Raw genomic sequence first — 21,123 nt, 5'->3', positions numbered from 1 at the left:
CTGTCCTGGGGTGTCCTGTGTGTCTTGTAGGTCGGACTGGCGGCCTAGGCCACCAGTTCGCCAAACGCCTTGTCCCAGTAATCCGGGCCTTCGGCTTTGGCTTTGAGAATGATCGGGTTGCTGTCCTGCTCCTCGCGGATCACCGCGCGGTACCGGTCAGCCTGGAACTGGTGCATCGAACCGCCATATTCGCCCTCCGTCGTCGACCAGGCGCCCGTTTCGAGCATCCGGTCGATGAAGGTCTTGCCGGCTTCCTTGGCGTGCTTGCGCACCTTGGGGCCGAACTTGCGAACGGCCACCGAGACCTTATCCTCGAAGATGAGCTGCAATTCACCGTAAGGGTAGAACCGCGGCGCAACCGTGAGTTCGGCAGCCTGTCCGGCAATATAGTAAGCGATCATGTGGTCGATAAGGTCGGTCATCATATGGCACCTTGCGTTGCACGGGTTCCCGGCGCGGAGGCCGGAATTCCGATTGCATAGGCAAAGTGCGATACCGGGTCGAAATCTCGCTGGTCCGCACCGGCAATGATCGCCGATGCGGGGTGCGGCATTGCCGCCCCGGCCAGAAATCGACCCGCAAGGCCCATCAGGCCAGCATCCCCACGAACTTTTCGAAGAGGTAGAAGCTGTCCTGCGGGCCGGGGCTGGCTTCAGGGTGATACTGCACGCCGAAGGCCTTCTTGCCCTTGATCGAGATGCCGCAGTTCGAACCGTCGAACAAGGAGACGTGGGTCTCCTCCACGTTCTCCGGAAGGGTCTGGTTGTCGACCGCGAAGCCGTGGTTCATCGAGGTGATCTCGACGACGGCGTCGTCCAGGCGCTTCACCGGGTGGTTGGCGCCGCGATGGCCCTGATGCATCTTCGAGGTCTTGGCGCCGGCCGCAAGGCCAAGCATCTGGTGACCGAGGCAGATGCCGAAGATCGGCACGTCACGCTCCAGCAGCGAACGGATCACGGGAACGGCATATTCGCCGGTCGCCGCCGGATCGCCCGGACCGTTCGAGAGGAACACGCCCGCCGGCTCCAGCGCGAGGATCGCGTCGAGCGAGGTCTCGGCAGGCACCACGGTGACGCGGGCGCCGGCTCTCACCAGGTTGCGGAAGATGTTGTCCTTTGCGCCGTAATCGATGGCGACGACATGCGGAGGCGCTTCGCCTGCACCGTTACCGAAGCCCAGGCCGAGTTCCCAGGTCGAGCCTTCCCAGCCCTCCTGGATTTCGCGGCTGACGATCTTGGCAAGGTCCATGCCCTCAAGGCCGGGCCATTCCTGCGCGCGCTGGATCAGCGCGGGAATGTCGAACTCTCCTTCCGGGTTATGGGCGATCACCGCGTTGGGCGCGCCCTGAAGCCGGATGCGGCGCGTAAGCGCGCGGGTATCGACGCCGGAAAGGCCGACTTTGCCCTTGGCGGCAAGCCAGTCCCCGAACTCACCGGCCGAGCGGAAGTTCGAAGGCAGCGTCACGTCCTCGCGGACGACGCAGCCGACGGCGCCATCGACCCTGGATTCGAGATCCTCGTCGTTGACACCGACGTTGCCGATGTGGGGGAAAGTGAAAGTGACGATCTGGCCCGCGTAGGAAGGATCGGTCATCACTTCCTGATATCCGGTCATCGCGGTGTTGAAGCAGACTTCGCCGACTGCTTCGCCGACGGCTCCAAAGCCGCGGCCCCAGACCACGTGTCCATCGCTCAGGACGAGAACGCCTGTCGCCCCTTCAGGTTTGGGCGCAAGCGTATATGCGGCGTCGGCCATGGTGGGTCGCTCCGTTTACGGCGTTTCTGACTATGTGTGCTAAGGGCGTCCCGCTAGAGAGGGTTGTGCACCGCGTCAAGGCGCGAGAGGTGCAATTTGGCGCGCGGCTTGCTAGTTTTACGCCACGACACTTCCCAAAACCCATCAGAACAGCAGGAAACCAATGCTTCGTGATTCGATCAAGGCCGCCCAGATCACTGCGATGAAAGCGGGCGACAAGCCGCGCCTCGCCGCGGTTCGCCTCATCCTTGCCAAGATCAAGGACCGCGACATCGAGCTGCGCACCGCCGATTCCCTGCCGGACGACGATGCCATGGTGATCGACGTCCTCCAGAAGATGGTGAAGCAGCGCCGCGAATCGATCCAGCTGTTCGAGGAAGGCGGCCGTCCCGAGAAGGCCGCTGACGAGAAGGCCGAGCTGGAGGTGATCGAAACCTTCCTGCCCGCGCAGCTCTCCGAAGACGAAACCAAGGCCCTGATCGAAGCCATCAAGGCCGAAGTCGGCGCGGAGAGCATGAAGGACATGGGCAAAGTCGTCGCCGCGCTGAAGGCGCGTCACGGCACCCAGCTCGACATGGGCAAGGCTTCGGGCTGGGTGAAGGCGGCGCTGGCCTGACCTGACACGCAATCGGGCGGCAGGACCGTGCTTACTCCCCAATGGCTCGACCAGCTTCGCACGCGGGTAACGCTTTCGGCGCTGATCGGTCGCTCGACCCGCCTCACCAAGGCGGGGCGCGAGTTCAAGGCCTGCTGCCCGTTTCATAACGAGAAGTCTCCCAGCTTCACCGTCAACGACGAGAAGGGCTTCTATCACTGCTTCGGCTGCGGCGCACATGGAGATGCGATCCGCTGGATGACCGACCACCAGGGCCTGTCGTTCATGGACGCGGTCAAGGAACTGGCGGCAGAGGCGGGGATGGACGTTCCTGCCCCCGATCCGCGCGCGGCCAAGGCGGCGGAGAAGCGCGATACGCTGCATGACGTGATGGCCGCCGCGCAAGGCTGGTTCGTGCAGAACCTGTCCGCACCTGGCGGCGAATCGGCGCGCGCCTATCTGGCGACGCGCGGGTTCGACGCCCATACCCTCCAGCGCTTCGGCTTCGGCTATGCGCCGGAGGGGCGTCAGGCGATGAAGGACGCGCTCGGCAAATTCCCGGAGGCCATGCTGATCGAGGCAGGTCTGCGGATCGAGGTGGAGAACCGCGACCCTTACGACCGTTTTCGCGGCCGCCTCATGCTGCCGATCGAAGATGCGCGCGGACGTGTGATCGCTTTCGGCGGACGTATTCTCACCAAGGAGAAAACAGATGCGCCCAAGTATCTGAATTCTCCCGATACCCCCCTCTTCGACAAGGGCCGTACGCTCTACAACCTGCACCGCGCCGCGCCCGCAGCGCGCCAGTCCGGCAGGATGGTGGTGGTCGAAGGCTATATGGACGTGGTCGCCATGGCAGCGGCGGGAATCGGCGAATGCGTCGCCCCGCTCGGCACGGCGCTGACCGAGCAGCAGATCGAGATGCTCTGGCGTCACGTCGAGATGCCCATCCTGTGCTTTGACGGCGATGCCGCCGGCCAGCGCGCCGCTATGCGTGCCATAACCCGCGCCCTGCCCCTGCTCCGCCCTGCGCACTCGCTGCGAATCGTGCGGCTGCCGGAAGGCCTCGACCCCGACGACCTCATCAAGCAGCGCGGCGCACGCGCCATGGAAGAGGTGCTGGACGCCGCGAAAAGCCTGATCGAGGTGCTCTGGGAAGTGGAGCGCGATGCCCAGCCGCTGCATACTCCGGAGGACAAGGCTGGCCTCAAGGCGCGGCTCATGGCGCATGTCGATGCGATCCAGAATTCCGATATCGCCAGCCTCTACCGCCGCGAATTGCAGGATCGCTATTCGGAGTTCGCCTTCCCGAAGCGCGAGAGCCGCTGGCAGCAAGGCGGTGGCGGAGGCAATGGATTTCGCCACAATCAGCAAAGAGGGGAGCAACAGCGCGGGAACGGTCGCTGGCAGCCCCAGCCTGAATCGACGCCCGAATCACTGGAACGCCTGCGCCGCGCAGCAGCGGGCGGAGCACGCGATGCGCTTTCGGCGGCGGTGCTGGCCGGGCTAATCCACTGGCCTGCCCAGATCCGGCGTCACGCCGAGGCGCTCGCCCGCACGCCCGGGCTCGATCCGCGCTTCGGATTGCTACTCCATTGCTGCCAGGGCAATGAAGCGGTTGAAACAGGCCGTCTTGCCACCATATTGGTCGAGAATGGCCTGGAGATCCCCGGCACCGCAGAATACTCAGGATTGCGCTTCGGGTTCCTGAACACCGAAACAGGCGCGGACCAGGCGGCAGAGGATTTGGCGCAGGCAGTCGATCTCTTGGTGGAGCGTCCGATCCTGGATGCGGCATTGGCGCAGGCGACGGCTCGGTTCGAGAGCGAGCTATCGGAAGAAGCATTTGCCGATCAACAGCGTCTGCTCAAGAGAAAGCTGGAATTTGATAGTCGTCTCAGGCAAATGGCGACAAGACAGGCGGCTTCTTCCTGATGGTATAATCCGGTCGAATGCACGGGGACAACGGCGCAGAATGAGCAAGAACGACAACACCGGTGGCGACAACGACGGCACCGATGCACCGCTGATCGACCTCAACGAAGGTGCGATCAAAAAGTTGATCTCCCGTGCCAAGCGTAGGGGCGTCATTACCTATGACGAACTGAACGAAGCTCTACCGCAGGATCAGATGTCTTCCGAGCAGATAGAAGACATCATGGCCGCCATTTCCGAAATGGGCATCAACATCGTCGAGAGCGACGAGGATGCCGACGGCCAGCAGGAAGACGACGACCGCGACAACGAAGAGGTCGATTCGGACGATGTCTCGCCGCGCATGGTGGTGGACGCCAAGAAGAAGGAAACCGTCGAGCGCACCGATGACCCCGTGCGCATGTACCTTCGTGAGATGGGCGCGGTCGAACTGCTGAGCCGCGAAGGCGAAATCGCCATCGCCAAGCGGATCGAAGCCGGCCGCGACATGATGATCCTGGGCCTCTGCGAGAGCCCGATCACCTTCCACGCCATCATCCAGTGGTCCGAAGCTCTCAACAACGGCGAGATGCAGCTGCGCGAGATCCTCGATCTCGACGCCATGCTCTCGAAGGAGCCCGCTCCCGAAAGCCTCAGCGAAGACGGCGAGAGCGACGACGACGGCGAGATCAGCGAGAAGACTGCCGGCCCCTCGTTCAAGGACGAGGACGACACCGATGAGGACAACTCGGAAGAGGTCGACGAGGACGGCAACCCGATCCCCAAGCGCGAAGCCGAGGAAGAGGAAGAGGAGGACAACACCCTCAGCCTCGCCCAGATGGAAGCGGCGCTCAAGCCCGAAGCGCTTGAAAAGTTCATGCTCATCACCGAGCTGTTCCAGGCCTTCGAGCGTCTCCAGTCGGAACGCCTCGACGCGCTGGCGCTCGGCATCGACTTCCCCGCCGCCAAGGAAGACCAGTACCAGCAGCTTCGCGAAGACCTCACTGCGCAGGTGGAATCGGTGAAGTTCCACGCGACGAAGATCGAATATCTCGTCGACAACCTCTACGCCTTCAACCGCCGCCTCACCACGCTGGGCGGCCAGATGCTGCGTCTGGCTGAGCGTCACAAGGTCAAGCGCGCCGACTTCCTCGAGACCTACGTGGGTCGCGAATTGGACGACACCTGGCTCACGGATATGTCCAAGAAGGACAAGAAGTGGGCGGCCTTCGCTGAGGCGGAAGCCGATCCGGTCGAGCGCATCCGTTCGGAAGTCTCGGACATCGCCGCCGCCACCGGCATGGCGCTTCCCGAGTTCCGCCGCATCGTCAACATGGTCCAGAAGGGTGAGCGCGAAGCGCGCATCGCCAAGAAGGAAATGGTCGAGGCGAACCTGCGCCTGGTGATCTCGATCGCCAAGAAGTACACGAACCGCGGCCTGCAGTTCCTGGACCTCATCCAGGAAGGCAACATCGGCCTGATGAAGGCGGTCGACAAGTTCGAGTACCGCCGCGGCTACAAGTTCTCGACCTACGCCACCTGGTGGATCCGTCAGGCGATCACCCGCTCGATCGCGGATCAGGCCCGCACGATCCGTATCCCGGTGCACATGATCGAGACGATCAACAAGCTGGTCCGCACCAGCCGCCAGTTCCTCCACGAGCAGGGCCGCGAGCCCACGCCCGAGGAAATGGCCGAGCGCCTGTCGATGCCGCTCGAAAAGGTGCGCAAGGTGATGAAGATCGCCAAGGAGCCGATCTCCCTCGAAACGCCGATCGGCGACGAGGAAGATTCGCACCTGGGTGACTTCATCGAGGACAAGAACGCGATCATCCCGGTCGACGCCGCGATCCAGGCGAACCTCAAGGAAACGGTCACCCGAGTCCTTGCCTCGCTCACCCCGCGTGAGGAACGCGTGCTGCGCATGCGTTTCGGCATCGGGATGAACACTGATCACACGCTTGAGGAAGTGGGCCAGCAGTTCTCGGTCACCCGTGAACGTATCCGCCAGATCGAGGCCAAGGCGCTGCGCAAGCTCAAGCACCCGAGCCGCAGCCGCAAGATGCGCTCGTTCCTCGATCAGTGAGCCGCTGATCCGTTATGAAAAAGCCCCGCTTCGGCGGGGCTTTTTTGTGCTCTATCGTCCGCAGGGCCTTTGATCGACCACGTCGTATCCCTTCGCCCGCGCCATGCAGGCATTGCTGAACGTCTGCCGCTTCCCTCGCTTCATCGCGCAGACCGGCGCATATTCCTTGGTACACATGGCCGGCTTCTCAGGCCGGGGCCGATGCGGGCGATCCGGTCCCGGCATCGTTTCCATGCATCCCGCCAGGACAAGAAAGCCTGCGATACCGAACGACGACACCCAGATACGCTTCATAGATACTTTCCCTGACAGGGTTATCCCGAATTGCGCACGGTGCGCCCAGCCCGCGCCACTGGCAAGTCCCGCCCCGGACTATCCCTTGACGCCCAGCGAACGCACCTGTTCGTAAGTGGGAATGCTGGCCGCCGGTGCATCCCAACGCACCCAGAGAGCCACACCCAGTGCCAGGATCAGCAGCACGCCCGCCGTCGCGCGCACGGTTCCCGGCGCCAGAGGCTGCCGCAGCGGTACCAGAACCGGCACCGCCATCAGCAGCGGGAGGACGCAGACCATGGGCAAGGCCGGTCCCACGGCCTGCATTAGCGCAAAGCCGAGTAGCAATGCATATCCGGTCACCAGCGCCGCGACGATAGCCGCAGCCAGGCGCGCCGCGTTTTCCGGCAATAGAATGCGCATCAGCGCGACACCGCCCCCGAGCAGCAGCGGCACCGTGAGCACATAAGCCGCCGTCGGAGCGAACGCCTGAAATAAGGCAGCGGCAATCCACACCGGCACCACCATGCCCACCTCGCCCGAGATCGAAGTGGGCCGTCTCCCCGCCACCATCACCGCCATCGCGACCGACGCACAGAAAGCAACGAACTGAAGCCGGGGGATCGCCGCCAGCCGGTCGTAGTAGTTCACGGGGCCAGCCGCCCCGGAGATCATGTTCAGCCCCCAGAGCAGCCCGCCTGCCAGCACCGCAAGCGCCAGAATCCCCGCCACGCCCCGGGCCATGTCCGGCAGGTCCAGCCGCCTGGTCGCCAGCGCCCCATAGCCGACGAACGCCACCGCCAGCATCGCCCAGCCCCAACCCGGTGCATAATGAACGACGAACAGCCCGAAGACGTCGAAAAACACGATGTCGGGCGCGCGACGCGGCAGGTCCGGGGCCTTCACCAGAGCCCGCGCCAGACCCAGCGTCTGCTCGCCCATCTGCTGGAGCGAGCCGCGATCGAGATTGGCCGCCGTCGCCATCGGTGAGTGATAGAGCCCCGGCCGACCGATGAAGGCGAAGTTCCATGCCGAATAACCCTGCGGCAGTGCCACGGTGAGATCGGTATCGTTGGGCAACACGCTGTAGATGAAGGTTGCCAGTGAAGTTCCCGCAGGATGCGGCGCCGTGCGCGCCCACAACCGCGCCACATCTCCGTTCGATGCGGAAGTCTGGAACAGGTTTGCCTTGCCACCGCCTCCGCGCGCTTCAAGATTGACGATAGCCCCGATCCGCCGCGCTTCCTGCGCCTCTGCGAAGAACATCCGGGCTCCGTTGAGCCCGGCTTCCTCGCCATCGGTGAAGATGACCAGCACGTCGCGCCGGCGATCCCGGTCCAGCGAAAGGGCGCGCAAGGTTTCAAGGATGGAAGCCACACCCGCCCCATCGTCGGCCGCCGCCGGGGAGCCCCAGACGCTGTCGTAGTGCGCCATGAGCGCGACGGCCGGCAGGTTCGGCTCCGTACCCCGCAGCAGCCCCAACACGTTGGTGAGCGGGATCTGCTCGGCCTTTGTTCCTCCGTGCCGGTTCAGCGCCGCGCGGGCGTCGTCCGGGAACTGTCGTTCCTGCGTACGCACCGTAAGCCCCAGCGCGCCCAGCCGCTGCATCAGATAGCCGCGCAAGGCGGCGTGTTCGGCCGATCCGCTGGGATGCGGCGCGCGTGAGATGCGCTCCACATCCGTCATCGCCCGGGCCGCCGAGAACTCCCCTTCAGGCGCACTGGCGGGCGCAGAACGCGGCGGGGTGGTGCCCAGCACCGCTAGCGCGATGGCCGACAACAGCGAAACAACCAGCCATTTCATAGAGTTCACGGCCCCTTCGGCGATTCCGGAAGCATCCGCCGCCCGGCCGGACGAGTCAATCGTGCCGAAGAGCCAAAACCTTCCCTCCAGGCGAAGGTTGAAAATGCAGAGCAATGGCTGCTCCGGACGCGCGGCTCCGCGAAGATTGCTTCATAAAAGCCATGAATTCCGAACGGTTCCAGCAATTGCATGCCTGGATCGCCAACAATGGTGGCAATACGACGAAGTCGCGACTAAGGGGAGGCGCAACGAATCCCCGCATCAGGACAGGCTTCCCATGCGCATTGCGATTGCTTCAGACCACGCCGCCGTCGATCTCAAGACGGCCTTGCGTGAATACCTTATTGAGCAAGGCCACGAAGTTGCCGATCTCGGCCCGGAAACCGCCGATCGCGTCGACTATCCGGACTATGGCTACAAGCTGGCCTCGGTCGTGGCCGATGGTACCGCGCAGTTCGGCGTCGCACTCTGCGGCTCGGGAATCGGCATCTCGATCGCGGTGAATCGCGATCCCGCCTGCCGCTGCGCGCTGGTGTCCGAGCCGCTGTCGGCGGCCCTCGCCCGCGAACACAACGACGCCAATGTCATCGCCATGGGCGCGCGCCTTACTGGCGAGGACATGGCCAAAGCCTGCCTCGATGCCTTCTTCTCGGCCGAATTCGGTGGCGGACGCCACGCCGGCCGCGTCGAAAAGCTTTCCAACCCCGTCTTCTGACACGGAGAAGCCCGAACATGACTGTTGAAACCGCCATCCGTTCCGCCGGCTTCTTCTCTGACGGCGTCGCCGCCAGCGATCCCGCCGTCGCCAAGGCCATCGGCCACGAACTCGGCCGCGAGCGCAAGCAGATCGAACTGATCGCTTCGGAGAACATCGTCTCCAAGGCCGTGCTCGAAGCCCAGGGCTCGGTGCTGACCAACAAGTACGCTGAAGGTTACCCCGGCAAGCGCTACTATCAGGGCTGCGAGCCTTCGGACGAAGTCGAGACGCTGGCCATCGAACGCGCCAAGCAGCTGTTCGATTGCGGCTTCGCCAATGTTCAGCCCCACTCGGGCGCGCAGGCCAACGGCGCCGTGCTGCTGGCGACCGTGAAGCCCGGTGACACCATCCTGGGCATGAGCCTCGACGCCGGCGGCCACCTCACCCACGGTGCGCGTGCCGCGCTTTCGGGCAAGTGGTTCAACGCCGTGCAGTATGGCGTTACCAAGGACACCCACCTCATCGACTACGATGAGGTCCAGGCGCTGGCCACGGAGCATCAGCCCAAGCTCATCATCGCCGGCGGGTCGGCCTATCCGCGCGTGATCGATTTCAAGCGCATGCGCGAAATCGCCGACAGCGTGGGCGCCATCTTCCAGGTCGACATGGCGCACTTCGCTGGCCTCGTCGCGGCAGGGCTCCACCCCTCGCCCTTCCCGCACGCGCACATCGCCACCACCACCACGCACAAGACGCTGCGCGGTCCCCGTGGCGGCATGATCCTCACGAATGACGAGGCGCTGGCCAAGAAAATCAACTCGGCGGTGTTCCCCGGCCTTCAGGGCGGTCCGCTGATGCACGTCGTCGCCGCCAAGGCCGTCGCCTTCGGTGAAGCCCTGCGCCCCGAGTTCAAGGACTACGCCGCGCGCGTGATCGAGAACGCCAAGGTTCTGGCCGACACGCTCAAGGCGCGCGGCGCCGCGATCGTCTCGGGCGGCACCGACACCCACCTCGCGCTGATCGACCTTTCCCCGCTGGGCGTGACCGGCAAGGACGCGGACGAGGCGCTGGAGCGTGCGGGCATCACCTGCAACAAGAACGGCATCCCCTTCGATCCGCTGCCGCCGATGAAGACCAGCGGCATCCGCGTGGGTTCGCCCGCCGGCACCACCCGCGGCTTCGGCCCGGAAGAGTTCCGCGAAATCGGCAACATGGTTGCCGACGTGCTCGACGGCCTTGCCAAGTGCGGCGAAGCGGGCGACGCTCAGGTGGAGCAGAACGTGCGCGCGCGCGTTGAGGCTCTGTGCGATCGATTCCCGATCTACGAGGACTGATTTCAGGAGCCTTGCTGCCATGACCGACCCGAACCGCCCCAACGACAACGGTGATTTCATTTCCGACGCCCGTCACGAACTGGCCGGAATGCTTCAGGATGGCCTCGACCATCCCTCGACCAAGCCCGTTCTCGTCTGGGGCGCGGCCGGGGCGGTCGCGGCTGCGGTACTGCCGTTCGTGTCCATCCCGCTGGGTCTTGCGGTCGGTGCGGGGTACCAGTTCTACAAGCGCGTGCGCCCCTGAAACCGCGTTGGAGCATTTTCTAATCAGGTGGAATCACCTGATGACTCGGAAAATGCGGCACAACAGAAACTTAGAGCGGTTGATCCGGTACAACCGGATCAACCGCTCTAGATTTTGAAAGTAACTAGCTGAATGCGCTGTCCTTTCTGCGCCCACGACGATTCCCAGGTCAAGGACAGCCGCCCGACCGAGGACAACACCGCGATCCGCCGCCGCCGCCAATGTTCCAGCTGCGGCGCGCGGTTCACAACGTTCGAGCGGGTCCAGCTTCGCGAAATCACCGTCGTCAAAAGCGACGATGCCCGTGAACCATTCGACCGCGCCAAGATCGAGCAATCGGTTACGCTCGCCTGCCGCAAACGCGGTATCGAGCGGGAGAAGATCGACCAGCTCGTCTCGGGCGTGCAGCGCCAGGTCGAGACTCTGGGCGAAACCGAAGTCCCCTCTCGCGAAATCGGCGAAATGGTGATGGAAGGACTGCGTCAGCTCGATTCAGTTGCCTATATCCGCTTCGCCTCCGTTTACCGCGCCTTCAACGAAGCCCGCGATTTTGAAGCTTTTGCAGGCACCGTCCGCGATGTGGCCGGCCAGGGCGTTACCAAGGATGCCGATAATGGCTGATACGAAAAAGCCGGTCATCGTGCTGGTCCGCCCGCAACTCGGCGAGAACATCGGCAAGGCGGCACGCGCCATGCTCAACTTCGGCCTGGCCGAAATGCGCCTCGTCGCCCCGCGCGATGGCTGGCCCAATCCTTCGGCCGGTCCCGCCGCCGCGGGCGCCGACGTGGTGCTTGAACACGCGGAAGTCTTCGAAACACTGGCCGAGGCCGTGGCGGACTGCGCCAACGTCTACGCCACGACCGTGCGCAAGCGCGGCGTCACCAAGCCGGTCGTCACACCCGAGCAGGCCGCGCGTGAAGTTCATGAAGCGGCAAAATCCACGGGAGCTCGCTCGGCCTATGTGTTCGGCCCTGAGCGTTCGGGCCTGGAGACCGAAGACGTCGCCCTCGCCCGCGCGATCCTGACGGTACCGATCAATCCCGAGTTCGCTTCCCTCAATCTGGCGCAGGCCGTGATCCTCTGCGCCTACGAGTGGTCCAAGGGTGCCGCCGAAAGCGGCGAACTCGCACAGCCCACGCAGGAGGACTTGCTTCCCCCTGCCCCTCAAGACGAATTGGAAGGCCTCATCGGCCACTTCGAGCAATTGCTCGAACCCAAGAACTATTTCTGGCCCGAAACGCGTGCGGCAGCCAACCGGCTAACCTTGCGCAACTTGCTGACGAAGCCGGGCTGGAATCACCTCGAAGTGCGCACCCTTCGCGGTGTGCTCTCTGCCCTCGGAAACGAGCGTCGCCCGCGTAGCTGAGCCGTTCTTCGGCTTATACGCTTGACTTTCACCCCCGAGCCCGTATGGGGCACCCCTTCACATGGCGCCTGCCTTCTTGACAGGTCCGTCCATTCGGCCCCGCACCCCGGTGAAGCGGCGGCCGCATTCCGCGAAATAGGCGGAATGGTGCGCCCCGGGAAAACATGGACCGCTTCCACAGTGGAGGCGGCAGCAGAAAAGGAGACGACTTATGTCGAAGCGTAAAAGCGCCAAGTACAAACTCGACCGCCGCATGGGCGAGAACATCTGGGGTCGCCCCAAGAGCTCGGTCAACCGCCGCAGCTACGGCCCCGGCCAGCACGGCCAGCGCCGCAAGGGCAAGCTGTCGGACTACGGTCTGCAGCTGCGCGCCAAGCAGAAGCTCAAGGGCTACTACGGCGACGTGACCGAGAAGCAGTTCAAGGCTACCTACCAGGAAGCCTCGCGCATGAAGGGCGACACCGGCCAGAACCTGATCGGCCTGCTCGAGCAGCGCCTGGACATGGTCGTGTACCGCTCGAAGTTCGCGCCCACCATCTTCGCGGCTCGCCAGATCGTTTCGCACGGCCACATCCGCGTGAACGGCGTGAAGTGCAACATCGCTTCGCGTCGCGTGAAGGTCGGTGACATCATCAGCCTCGGCAACAAGGCCAAGGAAATGGCCCTGATCGTCGAAGCTCAGGCTCTTCCCGAGCGTGAAGTTCCCGACTACGTCGCTCAGGACGGCGCCGACAAGGTGACCTTCGTTCGCGTCCCGACGCTCGACGAAGTGCCCTATCCGGTGAAGATGGAACCGAACCTGGTCGTCGAGTTCTACTCGCGCTAAGGATCGGGTCTTCGGACCAGAAAAACGGAAAGGGCGGCTCCTCGCGGAGCCGCCCTTTTTGTTATGCGCCAAAACGACAGAAAACGCGGCGAATCGAGCGACTTGTCAGGGAACGGACATGGAACTTGTGCATTAGGCTTGCACCATGTCCCGATATCGTTTCATCACTCCCAATCGCACTGGCAAATGGTACCCCGACCTCGAAACCGCGAAGCAGTTCGCGGCGGAGATCGGTGCCGGATTCCTTGATTCCAGAACAGGCCGCTTCGTGACTTACGTCGGCACCAAGCTTGAGATCGGCGCTCTGCACGAGGATCTCGAGGAAGGTCTGGAACCAGCCTGACATCGCTGGATACAATTGCACCCGAAAGGCATGTCCTGCCTCTCGGGTGCCTGACCGTCTTTGACGGATTACTGCGGCAGACAGGCCCTATCCACCCCGAGGCTGGAAATAATCCCTGCGAAAATCGGCAGCGAACTGCGCGAAAGTGCCTGCCGCGATAGCGTCGCGCATTCCCTGCATGAGTTGCTGGTAGAACGAAATATTGTGCTCGGTCATCAGCATCGAGCCGAGTATTTCCCCCGAGCGCACGAGGTGATGCAGATAGGCCCGGCTATAGGTGCCGCAAGTGGGGCATTTGCAGCGCTCGTCCAGCGGATTGTTGTCCTCCGCGTGGCGGGCGTTGCGCAAGTTCAACGGGCCGTTCCAGGTGAATGCCTGACCGTTGCGGCCCGAGCGACTGGGCAAAACGCAGTCGAACATATCCACCCCGCGCTCAACCGCCCCCACCAGGTCGTCGGGCTTGCCCACGCCCATGAGGTAGCGCGGCCGATCCGCAGGAAGCTGTCCGGGCGCGAATTCCAGGGTCGAGAACATCGCCTCCTGCCCCTCGCCCACGGCAAGGCCACCGATGGCGTAGCCGTCGAAGCCGATGTCGACCAGCGCATCGGCCGAAGCCTTGCGCAGGCCTTCATCGAGCGCGCCTTGCTGGATGCCGAACAGCGCTGAATTCGCCGCGTGTTCGCCGCCGCTGTCGAAACCGTCGCGGCTGCGCTTGGCCCAGCGCATCGACATTTCCATCGAACGGGCGATCACGTCGCGGGGCTGGTCGATCTTCGGGCATTCGTCGAAGCACATGACGATGTCGGAGCCGAGCAACCGCTGGATTTCCATCGAGCGCTCCGGCGTCAGCAGGTGGCGCGAACCGTCGAGGTGGCTGGCGAAAGTCACGCCGTTCTCGGTGATCTTGCGCAAGTCCGACAGGCTCATGACCTGATAGCCGCCGCTGTCCGTCAGGATCGGGCGGTCCCAGTTCATGAACTTGTGCAACCCGCCCAGCCGCGCGACACGCTCGGCACCGGGGCGTAGCATGAGGTGATAGGTATTGCCCAGGATGATGTCGGCGCCGGTGGCGCGCACGTCCTGCGGCTTCATCGCCTTCACGGTGGCGGCGGTGCCGACAGGCATGAAAGCGGGCGTGCGGATTTCGCCGCGGCGCATCTTGATGACGCCGGTGCGGGCCTTGCCGTCGGTGGCGTGGATGGAGAATTCGAAACGGGGGTTCATGCCCCGCCCGTTACAGCCTTCAGAAGCCGTAGACCAGCGAGAAGCGCGAGATCGTGTCCGTCTTCAGCGAGCCATCCGGCGGCGAGGTTTCGTGTTCTATGGAGTAGGACAGCCGCGTCTTGAGGCCTCTGGCCATGCCCACTTCAAAGCCCGTGGCCGATGTGAAGGTACTGTTCCCCGTCTCGATGTAGGACGACGCGTCCTGGGTCAACTTCATCGTCGGCATGATCTGCCAGTCGAAATCGATCGAGGTGAGCGCCGACCATGTGGTTTCCTGGGGCACGGACACGTAGCGCGTGCGACGAAGCGCCGGGCCGACTTCCATCGACAGCGAAACTGTGTCGCGCTTCAGGATGCGATAGCCCAGTCCGCCGGAGAGCGAATAGCGATCGAGATAGCCCTGTATCCGGTCTTTCTCGTACTGCACGCGCCCGTAAGTGAAGAGCCCGTCGTTCAGCGTATACCTCGGCTGATAGCTCGCCCCATACTGCTCGCGCGAGACGTTGCCGCGATCCTTCTGATAATCGGCATTGAGCTGCACCGTGTGCTGCCAGTTCAACCCCTTGCGGTCCAGCTTCACCGCGCCGGTGTAGCCGAAGTTGCTGGTGTTGCCCGTCGCCCGGAAGGCGCCCAGCTCCACTTTGCCGGTCCAAAGTTCAAGCAAGGCGGCGCGGCGAATGCGCTCTCTTTCGGCGTTGGCCCTGTCCGCGATCTCTCGCGCGTTCGCATCCAGAAACGCCTGGTGCATCGAGCGGATCTCTTCCTTGTCGTAAGGCTGCGTGGAAAGCGCGGCCTTGACGACGGCGGAAACGACGGCGGAATCTTTCGTCTTGGAAGCCGCCTCGATCATCGACTTCACATCGTCGGGCAAATGGGGCGCCTCCACCGCGATATAGGGCGGAGGCGCGACGTAATCGGGCAGGTCGAGCCGCAGCGGCAGTTCCTCCACGGGATCCACCGGCAGCACTTCGATTTCCCGGAAGGCGTCGAAATCATAGGGCTGGAACTGTGACGAAAAGGGCGCCTGAGCCTGGGCCGGAACGGTAGTCAGAAGAACAGGCACACCGATAGAAACAGCCAAACGCATTGTCATGTCACGATATTACCGACTCAGGCGCGCAGGCGCCAGCCCGTGCGGAAGATCCAGGCGATGACCGCCACGCAGAGCACGAGGAAGCCCAGCGTCATGCCCAGCGACAGGCCGATCGAGAAATCGGAACTGCCGTAGAAGCACCAGCGAAGACCGTTCACCAGATAGACCACCGGGTTCGCCATGGCGACCGAACGCCAGGGCTCGGGCAGAAGGTCTATCGAATAGAACGTACCGCCGAGGAATGTGAGCGGCACCATGAACAGCACCGGAACGACTCCCAGCTTTTCGAAACTGTCCGCCCAAATGCCCAGGATGAAGCCGAAGAGCGAGAAGCTGGCCGAGACCAGCAGGATGAACCCCAGCGCGTAGAACGGATGGGCAATCGTGTAATCGACGAAAAACGTCGCGGTAAGGAGAATTATAGCGGCGAGAATCAGGGACTTGGTGGCCGCCGCTCCCACGAATCCCGCCAGCGTCTCGGCCACGCCCACCGGCGCCGACAGCAGTTCGTAGATCGCGCCGGTGAAGCGCGGCATGTAGATGCCGAAACTTCCGTTCGAGGTACTTTCGCTGAGCAGGGTCAGCAACAGCAGGCCCGGCACGATGAAGGCGCCATAGTTCACCCCGGCCATGCCCGAATCCATCTTGCTCCCGATCGCGGCGCCGAACACGATGAAATAGAGCGTCGTCGTCAGGACCGGTGCGAGGATCGATTGCATGGCGGTACGCAAGGCGCGCATGACCTCGCGCTTGTAGATCGTCCAGGCACTGCGCGCGTTGAAGGCGATCATGCCGCCGCTCCTTCCAGAAGGTCGACGAAGATGTCTTCGAGGCTAGATTCACGAATGTCGATGGCAGTGTAGTCGATGCCCTGCGCAACAAGATCCTTGGTGAGTTGCGCAACCTTGGCCTTGCCGCCGCCAGAACCATCTCCGCCGCGATAGAGGAGTTCCTGTCCGTCATCGGCGAGCGTGAGGTGGTAGTCGGCCAGCGCTTCCGGCACCGCCGCAAGCGGCGTGGCAAGGGTGATATGCGCCTCGGTGCGCCCCAGCCGCTTCATCAGCGAGCGTGTTTCCTCGACCATGCGGATGCGGCCGCCCTGGATGATCCCGACGCGGTCGGCCATCTCTTCGGCTTCCTCGATGTAGTGCGTGGTCAGGATGATCGTCGTTCCACCATCGCGAAGCTTGGCGATCTGCGCCCACATGTCACGGCGAAGCTCTACATCGACACCGGCGGTCGGCTCGTCGAGGAACAGCAGGTCGGGCTCGTGGGCCAGAGCCTTGGCGATCAGCACGCGGCGCTTCATGCCGCCCGAGAGCGCGCGGATCTGCGCCTTGCGCTTGTCCCAGAGGCTCAGCGCGCGCAGGATCTCCTCGATCCGTGCAGGATCGGGCGCCAGCCCGAACAGGCCGCGCGAATAGTTCACGGTGTGGAGGACCGTCTCGAACATGTCGGTCGCCAGTTCCTGCGGGACGAGGCCTATGCGCGCGCGCAGGGAACGCCATTTGCGGCTCATGTCCTCACCGAAGGTCCGGATGGTTCCGCTCGTGGGCCGCACCTGCCCGCAGACGGCGCCGATCAGCGTGGTCTTGCCGGCCCCGTTCGGCCCGAGCAGCGCGAAGATCTCGCCCTTGTTGATGGTAAGGTCCACGCCCTGGAGCGCGGTGAAGCCGCCGGCGTAAGTCTTGGTCAGACCACTGATTTCAAGAATGGGTTCCATGCTCCGCGTGATGCGCGAAACCGGTGACAGTTCCAAGTCCCCTCAGGGTAAAAGAAGGCTGGAATCTCCGTAGGAATAGAAGCGGTAGCCCTCAGCGACGGCATGGGCATAGACTTCCTGCATCCGCTCCAGTCCCATCAGCGCCGAAACCAGCATGAACAGCGTGGATTTGGGCAGGTGGAAGTTGGTCATCAACCCGTCGATCGCCTTGAAGCGGTAGCCCGGGGTGATGAAGATCGACGTATCGCCTTCGAAGGGGCGAATCACGTCGTCCTCGCCGGTCGCGCTTTCCAGCAGCCGCAGGCTGGTGGTGCCGACCGCGATGATGCGCCCACCCGCCGCGCGAGCCGCGTTGAGGCGCTCCGCAGTCTCGGCATCGATGCGGCCCCATTCGGCGTGCATCTTGTGGTCCTGCGTCTCGTCCGCCTTGACCGGCAGGAAGGTGCCCGCGCCGACATGCAGCGTCAGCGTTTCCCGCTTCACGCCCGCCGCATCGAGCCCTTCGATCAGTTCCGGCGTGAAGTGCAGCGCCGCGGTAGGCGCTGCGACGGCGCCCTTCTCGCGCGCGAACATCGTCTGGTAGTCGCTGGCGTCCTGTTCGTCGGTGTCGCGCTTGCCGGCGATGTAGGGCGGCAGCGGCATGCGCCCTGCCCGCTCCAGCAGGACTTCGACGGGCTCGTCACCCTCGAAGAACAGGGTCCAGCTGCCGTCCTCGTGCCGCTCTTCGGCAAGCGCGGTTACCTCAGCGGGGAATTCGACGCGGTCGCCCGCCTTCAGGCGCTTGGCATTGCGGACGAAGGCCTGCCAGCGGCGCAGGTCGATGCGCTTGTGGAGCGTCGCGCCGATCCTGGCCTCACCGCGTCGTCCTTCCAATTGGGCGGGAATGACGCGGGTATCGTTGAAGACGAGAACGTCCCCGGCACGCAGTTCGCCGGGAAGATCGCGCACGACGCGCTCGGCCATCGGGCCTTCGTCCCGCCCATGGACCACCAGCATCCGCGCCGAATCGCGCGGACGCGCGGGGCGAAGGGCAATGTTCTCGGGCGGGAGGTCGAAGTCGAAAAGGTCAACGCGCATGGGGCGCCTCTAAGGGCGCCGACACGCGGCGTCATCCATTTTTCGCTTCAGCTCAGTTCGACTTCGACTTGCTGAGCTGGTCGGCAGTGATCGACTGCGGCGCCGGGGCGACCGGAGCAGGCGGCGGCGGAGCCTTGTTCTCGGAAGCCAGCGAGGCCTGGACGATCCTGGTCGGGTTCTGCGGCGGCTCGCCGCGCTGGATCGCATCGACGTATTGCATGCCCGAGATCACGCGGCCGAAGTTGGTGTACTTACGGTCGAGCGAGAAGCGCGGGTAGAACACGATGAAGAACTGGCTGTTGGCGCTGTTCGGCTCGTTGGTACGGGCCATCGACACCGTGCCGCGAACGTGCGGCATCGCGTTGAATTCGGCGGTAAGGTCGGGAAGCTGCGAGCCGCCCTGCCCGGTGCCCGTGGGGTCGCCGGTCTGCGCCATGAAGCCGTCGATCACGCGGTGGAATATCTGGCCATTGTAGAAGCCCTGCGAGGCCAGCGTCTTGATCCGCTCGATATGATGAGGTGCCCATTCCGGCATCAGGCGGATGGCCACGCGGCCGCCGTCCGAAAGATCGAGCAGCAGCACATTCTCGGGCTGGTGCGTCACGTCGGGATCGACGAACGTCGGCAGCGCCGCAACCGGGGGAGTTGGGGCCGGATCTTCCTTCTTCTTGGCCAGAGCAGGCGTAGCCGCCAGCGCCAGGCCGATCATCGTCGCGGTAAGGGTCAGGCGAAACGTCATCGAATACTCACAGGAAGGAAGCCGTTCAGGCCAGGGGCGATAGTGCCCCGCTGCTGACGTGACAATGAATGAATTTGTCGCAAGGGTTTCAGAAGCGCCCTCAGTAGTCGCCCAGGAGCCCGGTTTCGGCAATGCGGCTCATCACGTCCTCGCGCACGGCGGGACTGACGAACCGGGAAATGTCTCCGCCGAACAGCGCGATTTCCTTCACCAGCTTGGAGGCGATCGGCTGAAGACTGACATCCGCCATCAGGAACACCGTTTCGATGTTCGGGTTGAGCTGCTGGTTCATGCCAGCCATCTGGTACTCGTACTCGAAGTCGGCCACCGCACGAAGCCCGCGTATGATGACGCTGGCGCCCTGCTTCTGCGCGAACTTCATCAGCAGCGCGTTGAAGCCGACGACGGTGACGTTCTCGATCCCCATCGCCGCCACTTCGCGTTCCACCATCGCCATGCGCTCGTCAGGCGTGAACAGCGGGTTCTTGGACGGGTTCGTCGTCACGCCGATAATCAGGCGATCGACCAGCTTGGCGCCGCGCCGGATTATATCGGCATGGCCCAGCGTGATCGGATCGAAAGTGCCGGGATAGACCCCGATGCGTTCAGTCATGTCTTCTCGCTCCGTGCCCTGTCGGGCGATCAGGAATTCGCGTCAGGACGTTCTTTGAAATCCGGCCAAGATCACGCCGCCACCGGCAGCCAGGCTCCGATCAATGATCCCGCTCGATGATGTAGCGCGCCACGGCCCGCAGCAGGTCGGCTTCCTTGCCGTGCTGTGCGAGATGGCCGATCGCCTGCTCCACCAGCATGCGGGCCTGATCGCGGGCACGGTCGGGGCCGAGCAGCGAGACGAAGGTCTCCTTGCCGGCCTGAGCGTCCTTGCCCACGGCCTTGCCCGCCACGGAGGCGTCGCCTTCGTGGTCGATGAGGTCGTCTGCGATCTGGAAGGCCAGGCCGATATCGCGGGCGTAGCCGCGCAGATGCGCGCGCCCCTCGGGCGGCACGCGGCCGAGGATCGCACCCATCTCGACCGCCGCGCCCAGCAGAGCGCCGGTCTTGAGCTGCTGGAGCCGGGTGACGGTCTGGAGGTCGAACTCGCTGGTTTCGGCCACGAGGTCCATCATCTGGCCGCCGGCCATGCCCTGCGCGCCGCTGGCATGGCCAAGTGCCTGGACCAGTTCGATGCGCGTGAAGGGATCGGCGCTGGTGGCGGGGTCCGCCAGCACTTCGAAAGCGAAGGCATGGAGCGAATCGCCCGCCAGAACCGCCGTCGCCTCGTCGAAAGCGAGGTGGAGCGTCGGCTTGCCATGGCGCAGCGCGTCATTGTCCATGCAGGGCAGGTCGTCGTGAATCAGCGAGTAGACGTGGATCGATTCGATGGCGATCGACGCCCGGATCGCGGCCTCTCGAACGACGCCGTACATTTCCGCCACCGAAGCCAGCAGCAGCGGCCGCAGCCGCTTGCCGCCGCCGATCGCGGCATAGCGCATGGCCTCCAGCAGGCGGGCACGCGCATCGTCGGGGACCGGAAGCAGCGCATCGAAGGCGCCGTCGATCTCCTCGGCGATGCGGGCGAGACCTTCTGAGAGGATCGGATCGGTCACCACGACCTCACCCACGAATCAGCGATCCGCCGCATCGAACGGCTGCGTTGCCGAAGGCGCGCCGTCCGGCCCCGCAACGATGCGTTCGATCCGTGCCTGGGCGGCATCGAGCCGCTTCTGGCAATGCTGGCGCAGCGCTTCTCCACGTTCGTAGAGCGTGATCGAATCGTCCAGCGGCACGTCTCCGCTTTCGAGACGGCGCACCACGTCTTCGAGCGCGCGCAGCGCATCTTCGAAGCTCATCCCATCGATTTCAGGGCGGGCGATTTCGGCACTGTTCTCAGTCATGATCACCGCAATGGAGCCGCCGCGTTCACCGGTCAAGGCGGGACTGGACCGCTCTCCATAAAGCGCCCGGGCCGTCGTGACGAAATCCGCTCGTTTTCGCTCTAGCGAAGCGCCCCGCTCAGCGCTAAGGCGCGTC

Annotated in this window: 22 protein-coding genes; 10 read left to right on the top strand and 12 right to left on the bottom strand. The window is 64.0% G+C overall.

Features of this window, described 5'->3' with window-relative positions:
* Nucleotides 1-44: 44 nt before the first annotated feature.
* Both ACI3K3_RS03845 and carA read right to left on the bottom strand, forming a co-directional pair.
* Nucleotides 45-422, bottom strand: coding sequence for a hypothetical protein (locus ACI3K3_RS03845; RefSeq protein WP_404912197.1), 378 nt, complete (start codon nucleotides 420-422; stop codon nucleotides 45-47).
* 166 nt (nucleotides 423-588) lie between these two features.
* Nucleotides 589-1,755, bottom strand: coding sequence for a glutamine-hydrolyzing carbamoyl-phosphate synthase small subunit (gene carA / locus ACI3K3_RS03840; RefSeq protein ID WP_404912195.1), 1,167 nt, complete (start codon nucleotides 1,753-1,755; stop codon nucleotides 589-591).
* Nucleotides 1,756-1,918: 163 nt separating this feature from the next.
* Between carA and ACI3K3_RS03835 the strand changes: the two genes are divergently transcribed.
* The 3 genes from ACI3K3_RS03835 to rpoD are packed head-to-tail and all read left to right on the top strand — an operon-like array spanning nucleotide 1,919 to nucleotide 6,350.
* Nucleotides 1,919-2,371, top strand: a complete 453-nt coding sequence (locus ACI3K3_RS03835) for a GatB/YqeY domain-containing protein (protein ID WP_404912193.1) — start codon at nucleotides 1,919-1,921, stop codon at nucleotides 2,369-2,371.
* Between the two features lie 27 nt (nucleotides 2,372-2,398).
* Nucleotides 2,399-4,285 carry a DNA primase gene (gene dnaG, locus ACI3K3_RS03830; RefSeq protein WP_404912191.1) on the top strand — a complete coding sequence of 629 codons (1,887 nt, stop codon included), beginning with the start codon at nucleotides 2,399-2,401 and terminating at the stop codon, nucleotides 4,283-4,285.
* 40 nt (nucleotides 4,286-4,325) lie between these two features.
* Entirely contained in the window at nucleotides 4,326-6,350 is a 2,025-nt protein-coding gene (rpoD, locus tag ACI3K3_RS03825) for an RNA polymerase sigma factor RpoD (RefSeq protein WP_404912189.1), read from the top strand.
* Nucleotides 6,351-6,722: 372 nt separating this feature from the next.
* Here the strand turns inward: rpoD and ACI3K3_RS03820 are convergent, their stop codons facing one another.
* The gene (locus ACI3K3_RS03820) at nucleotides 6,723-8,426 is read right to left on the bottom strand and encodes a M20/M25/M40 family metallo-hydrolase (protein ID WP_404912187.1); all 1,704 of its coding nucleotides are present in this window, start codon (nucleotides 8,424-8,426) and stop codon (nucleotides 6,723-6,725) included.
* A gap of 277 nt (nucleotides 8,427-8,703) precedes the next feature.
* On the opposite strand from ACI3K3_RS03820, the gene rpiB reads away from it, so the two are divergent.
* The 7 genes from rpiB to ACI3K3_RS03785 all read left to right on the top strand — a co-directional run bounded on the left by rpiB (nucleotide 8,704) and on the right by ACI3K3_RS03785 (nucleotide 13,236).
* A complete protein-coding gene (gene rpiB / locus ACI3K3_RS03815; RefSeq protein ID WP_404912186.1) occupies nucleotides 8,704-9,141 on the top strand; it encodes a ribose 5-phosphate isomerase B in 438 nt (145 codons plus the stop codon).
* A 17-nt stretch (nucleotides 9,142-9,158) separates the two neighbouring features.
* Entirely contained in the window at nucleotides 9,159-10,457 is a 1,299-nt protein-coding gene (gene glyA, locus ACI3K3_RS03810; RefSeq protein WP_404912184.1) for a serine hydroxymethyltransferase, read from the top strand.
* 19 nt (nucleotides 10,458-10,476) lie between these two features.
* Nucleotides 10,477-10,701, top strand: coding sequence for a hypothetical protein (locus tag ACI3K3_RS03805; protein ID WP_404912183.1), 225 nt, complete (start codon nucleotides 10,477-10,479; stop codon nucleotides 10,699-10,701).
* A gap of 132 nt (nucleotides 10,702-10,833) precedes the next feature.
* The gene (nrdR, locus tag ACI3K3_RS03800; RefSeq protein WP_313443136.1) at nucleotides 10,834-11,322 is read left to right on the top strand and encodes a transcriptional regulator NrdR; all 489 of its coding nucleotides are present in this window, start codon (nucleotides 10,834-10,836) and stop codon (nucleotides 11,320-11,322) included.
* Nucleotides 11,315-12,067, top strand: a complete 753-nt coding sequence (locus ACI3K3_RS03795) for an RNA methyltransferase (RefSeq protein ID WP_404912181.1) — start codon at nucleotides 11,315-11,317, stop codon at nucleotides 12,065-12,067. Before nrdR ends, ACI3K3_RS03795 begins: the two co-directional genes overlap by 8 nt.
* Nucleotides 12,068-12,278: 211 nt before the next feature.
* Nucleotides 12,279-12,893: a 30S ribosomal protein S4 gene (gene rpsD / locus ACI3K3_RS03790; RefSeq protein ID WP_313443140.1), complete on the top strand. Its 615-nt coding sequence runs from the start codon at nucleotides 12,279-12,281 to the stop codon at nucleotides 12,891-12,893.
* A 145-nt stretch (nucleotides 12,894-13,038) separates the two neighbouring features.
* Nucleotides 13,039-13,236 (top strand): hypothetical protein, encoded by a 198-nt coding sequence (locus tag ACI3K3_RS03785; protein WP_134092953.1) that lies wholly within the window; start codon nucleotides 13,039-13,041, stop codon nucleotides 13,234-13,236.
* Between the two features lie 87 nt (nucleotides 13,237-13,323).
* Here ACI3K3_RS03785 and tgt read toward each other — a convergent pair whose 3' ends face one another.
* The 9 genes from tgt to ACI3K3_RS03740 all read right to left on the bottom strand — a co-directional run bounded on the left by tgt (nucleotide 13,324) and on the right by ACI3K3_RS03740 (nucleotide 20,987).
* Nucleotides 13,324-14,460, bottom strand: coding sequence for a tRNA guanosine(34) transglycosylase Tgt (tgt, locus tag ACI3K3_RS03780; protein ID WP_404912179.1), 1,137 nt, complete (start codon nucleotides 14,458-14,460; stop codon nucleotides 13,324-13,326).
* A gap of 19 nt (nucleotides 14,461-14,479) precedes the next feature.
* Nucleotides 14,480-15,523: a YdiY family protein gene (locus ACI3K3_RS03775; protein WP_404912177.1), complete on the bottom strand. Its 1,044-nt coding sequence runs from the start codon at nucleotides 15,521-15,523 to the stop codon at nucleotides 14,480-14,482.
* 47 nt (nucleotides 15,524-15,570) lie between these two features.
* The gene (locus tag ACI3K3_RS03770) at nucleotides 15,571-16,344 is read right to left on the bottom strand and encodes an ABC transporter permease (protein WP_313441200.1); all 774 of its coding nucleotides are present in this window, start codon (nucleotides 16,342-16,344) and stop codon (nucleotides 15,571-15,573) included.
* The gene (locus tag ACI3K3_RS03765; protein WP_404912176.1) at nucleotides 16,341-17,276 is read right to left on the bottom strand and encodes an ABC transporter ATP-binding protein; all 936 of its coding nucleotides are present in this window, start codon (nucleotides 17,274-17,276) and stop codon (nucleotides 16,341-16,343) included. The genes ACI3K3_RS03770 and ACI3K3_RS03765 overlap by 4 nt, the downstream gene beginning before the upstream one ends.
* Before the next feature lie 42 nt (nucleotides 17,277-17,318).
* Complete coding sequence (gene queA / locus ACI3K3_RS03760; protein WP_404912174.1) at nucleotides 17,319-18,353, bottom strand: tRNA preQ1(34) S-adenosylmethionine ribosyltransferase-isomerase QueA; 1,035 nt, start codon at nucleotides 18,351-18,353, stop codon at nucleotides 17,319-17,321.
* 52 nt (nucleotides 18,354-18,405) lie between these two features.
* Nucleotides 18,406-19,092 (bottom strand): peptidylprolyl isomerase, encoded by a 687-nt coding sequence (locus tag ACI3K3_RS03755; protein ID WP_404912172.1) that lies wholly within the window; start codon nucleotides 19,090-19,092, stop codon nucleotides 18,406-18,408.
* A gap of 100 nt (nucleotides 19,093-19,192) precedes the next feature.
* Entirely contained in the window at nucleotides 19,193-19,705 is a 513-nt protein-coding gene (gene coaD / locus ACI3K3_RS03750; RefSeq protein WP_404912170.1) for a pantetheine-phosphate adenylyltransferase, read from the bottom strand.
* A gap of 100 nt (nucleotides 19,706-19,805) precedes the next feature.
* Nucleotides 19,806-20,714, bottom strand: coding sequence for a polyprenyl synthetase family protein (locus tag ACI3K3_RS03745; protein WP_404912168.1), 909 nt, complete (start codon nucleotides 20,712-20,714; stop codon nucleotides 19,806-19,808).
* Nucleotides 20,715-20,717: 3 nt separating this feature from the next.
* Nucleotides 20,718-20,987, bottom strand: coding sequence for an exodeoxyribonuclease VII small subunit (locus ACI3K3_RS03740; protein ID WP_313441188.1), 270 nt, complete (start codon nucleotides 20,985-20,987; stop codon nucleotides 20,718-20,720).
* Nucleotides 20,988-21,123 lie beyond the last annotated feature (136 nt).

It is taken from the genome of Novosphingobium sp. ZW T3_23 (assembly GCF_044987305.1).
GTDB lineage: Bacteria > Pseudomonadota > Alphaproteobacteria > Sphingomonadales > Sphingomonadaceae > Novosphingobium.
The sequence above is the reverse complement of the archived record's forward strand: the minus strand, read 5'-3'. Positions and strand labels throughout refer to the sequence as shown.

Bases quoted from the DNA above. Each gene is read 5' to 3' on its own strand.
- ACI3K3_RS03845 (WP_404912197.1), bottom strand. From the start codon at position 422: ATGACCGACCTTATCGACCACATGATCGCTTACTATATTGCCGGACAG.
- carA (WP_404912195.1), bottom strand. From the start codon at position 1,755: ATGGCCGACGCCGCATATACGCTTGCGCCCAAACCTGAAGGGGCGACA.
- ACI3K3_RS03835 (WP_404912193.1), top strand. From the start codon at position 1,919: ATGCTTCGTGATTCGATCAAGGCCGCCCAGATCACTGCGATGAAAGCG.
- rpoD (WP_404912189.1), top strand. From the start codon at position 4,326: ATGAGCAAGAACGACAACACCGGTGGCGACAACGACGGCACCGATGCA.
- ACI3K3_RS03820 (WP_404912187.1), bottom strand. From the start codon at position 8,426: ATGAAATGGCTGGTTGTTTCGCTGTTGTCGGCCATCGCGCTAGCGGTG.
- rpiB (WP_404912186.1), top strand. From the start codon at position 8,704: ATGCGCATTGCGATTGCTTCAGACCACGCCGCCGTCGATCTCAAGACG.
- glyA (WP_404912184.1), top strand. From the start codon at position 9,159: ATGACTGTTGAAACCGCCATCCGTTCCGCCGGCTTCTTCTCTGACGGC.
- ACI3K3_RS03805 (WP_404912183.1), top strand. From the start codon at position 10,477: ATGACCGACCCGAACCGCCCCAACGACAACGGTGATTTCATTTCCGAC.
- nrdR (WP_313443136.1), top strand. From the start codon at position 10,834: ATGCGCTGTCCTTTCTGCGCCCACGACGATTCCCAGGTCAAGGACAGC.
- ACI3K3_RS03795 (WP_404912181.1), top strand. From the start codon at position 11,315: ATGGCTGATACGAAAAAGCCGGTCATCGTGCTGGTCCGCCCGCAACTC.
- rpsD (WP_313443140.1), top strand. From the start codon at position 12,279: ATGTCGAAGCGTAAAAGCGCCAAGTACAAACTCGACCGCCGCATGGGC.
- ACI3K3_RS03785 (WP_134092953.1), top strand. From the start codon at position 13,039: ATGTCCCGATATCGTTTCATCACTCCCAATCGCACTGGCAAATGGTAC.
- tgt (WP_404912179.1), bottom strand. From the start codon at position 14,460: ATGAACCCCCGTTTCGAATTCTCCATCCACGCCACCGACGGCAAGGCC.
- ACI3K3_RS03770 (WP_313441200.1), bottom strand. From the start codon at position 16,344: ATGATCGCCTTCAACGCGCGCAGTGCCTGGACGATCTACAAGCGCGAG.
- ACI3K3_RS03765 (WP_404912176.1), bottom strand. From the start codon at position 17,276: ATGGAACCCATTCTTGAAATCAGTGGTCTGACCAAGACTTACGCCGGC.
- queA (WP_404912174.1), bottom strand. From the start codon at position 18,353: ATGCGCGTTGACCTTTTCGACTTCGACCTCCCGCCCGAGAACATTGCC.
- ACI3K3_RS03755 (WP_404912172.1), bottom strand. From the start codon at position 19,092: ATGACGTTTCGCCTGACCCTTACCGCGACGATGATCGGCCTGGCGCTG.
- coaD (WP_404912170.1), bottom strand. From the start codon at position 19,705: ATGACTGAACGCATCGGGGTCTATCCCGGCACTTTCGATCCGATCACG.
- ACI3K3_RS03740 (WP_313441188.1), bottom strand. From the start codon at position 20,987: ATGACTGAGAACAGTGCCGAAATCGCCCGCCCTGAAATCGATGGGATG.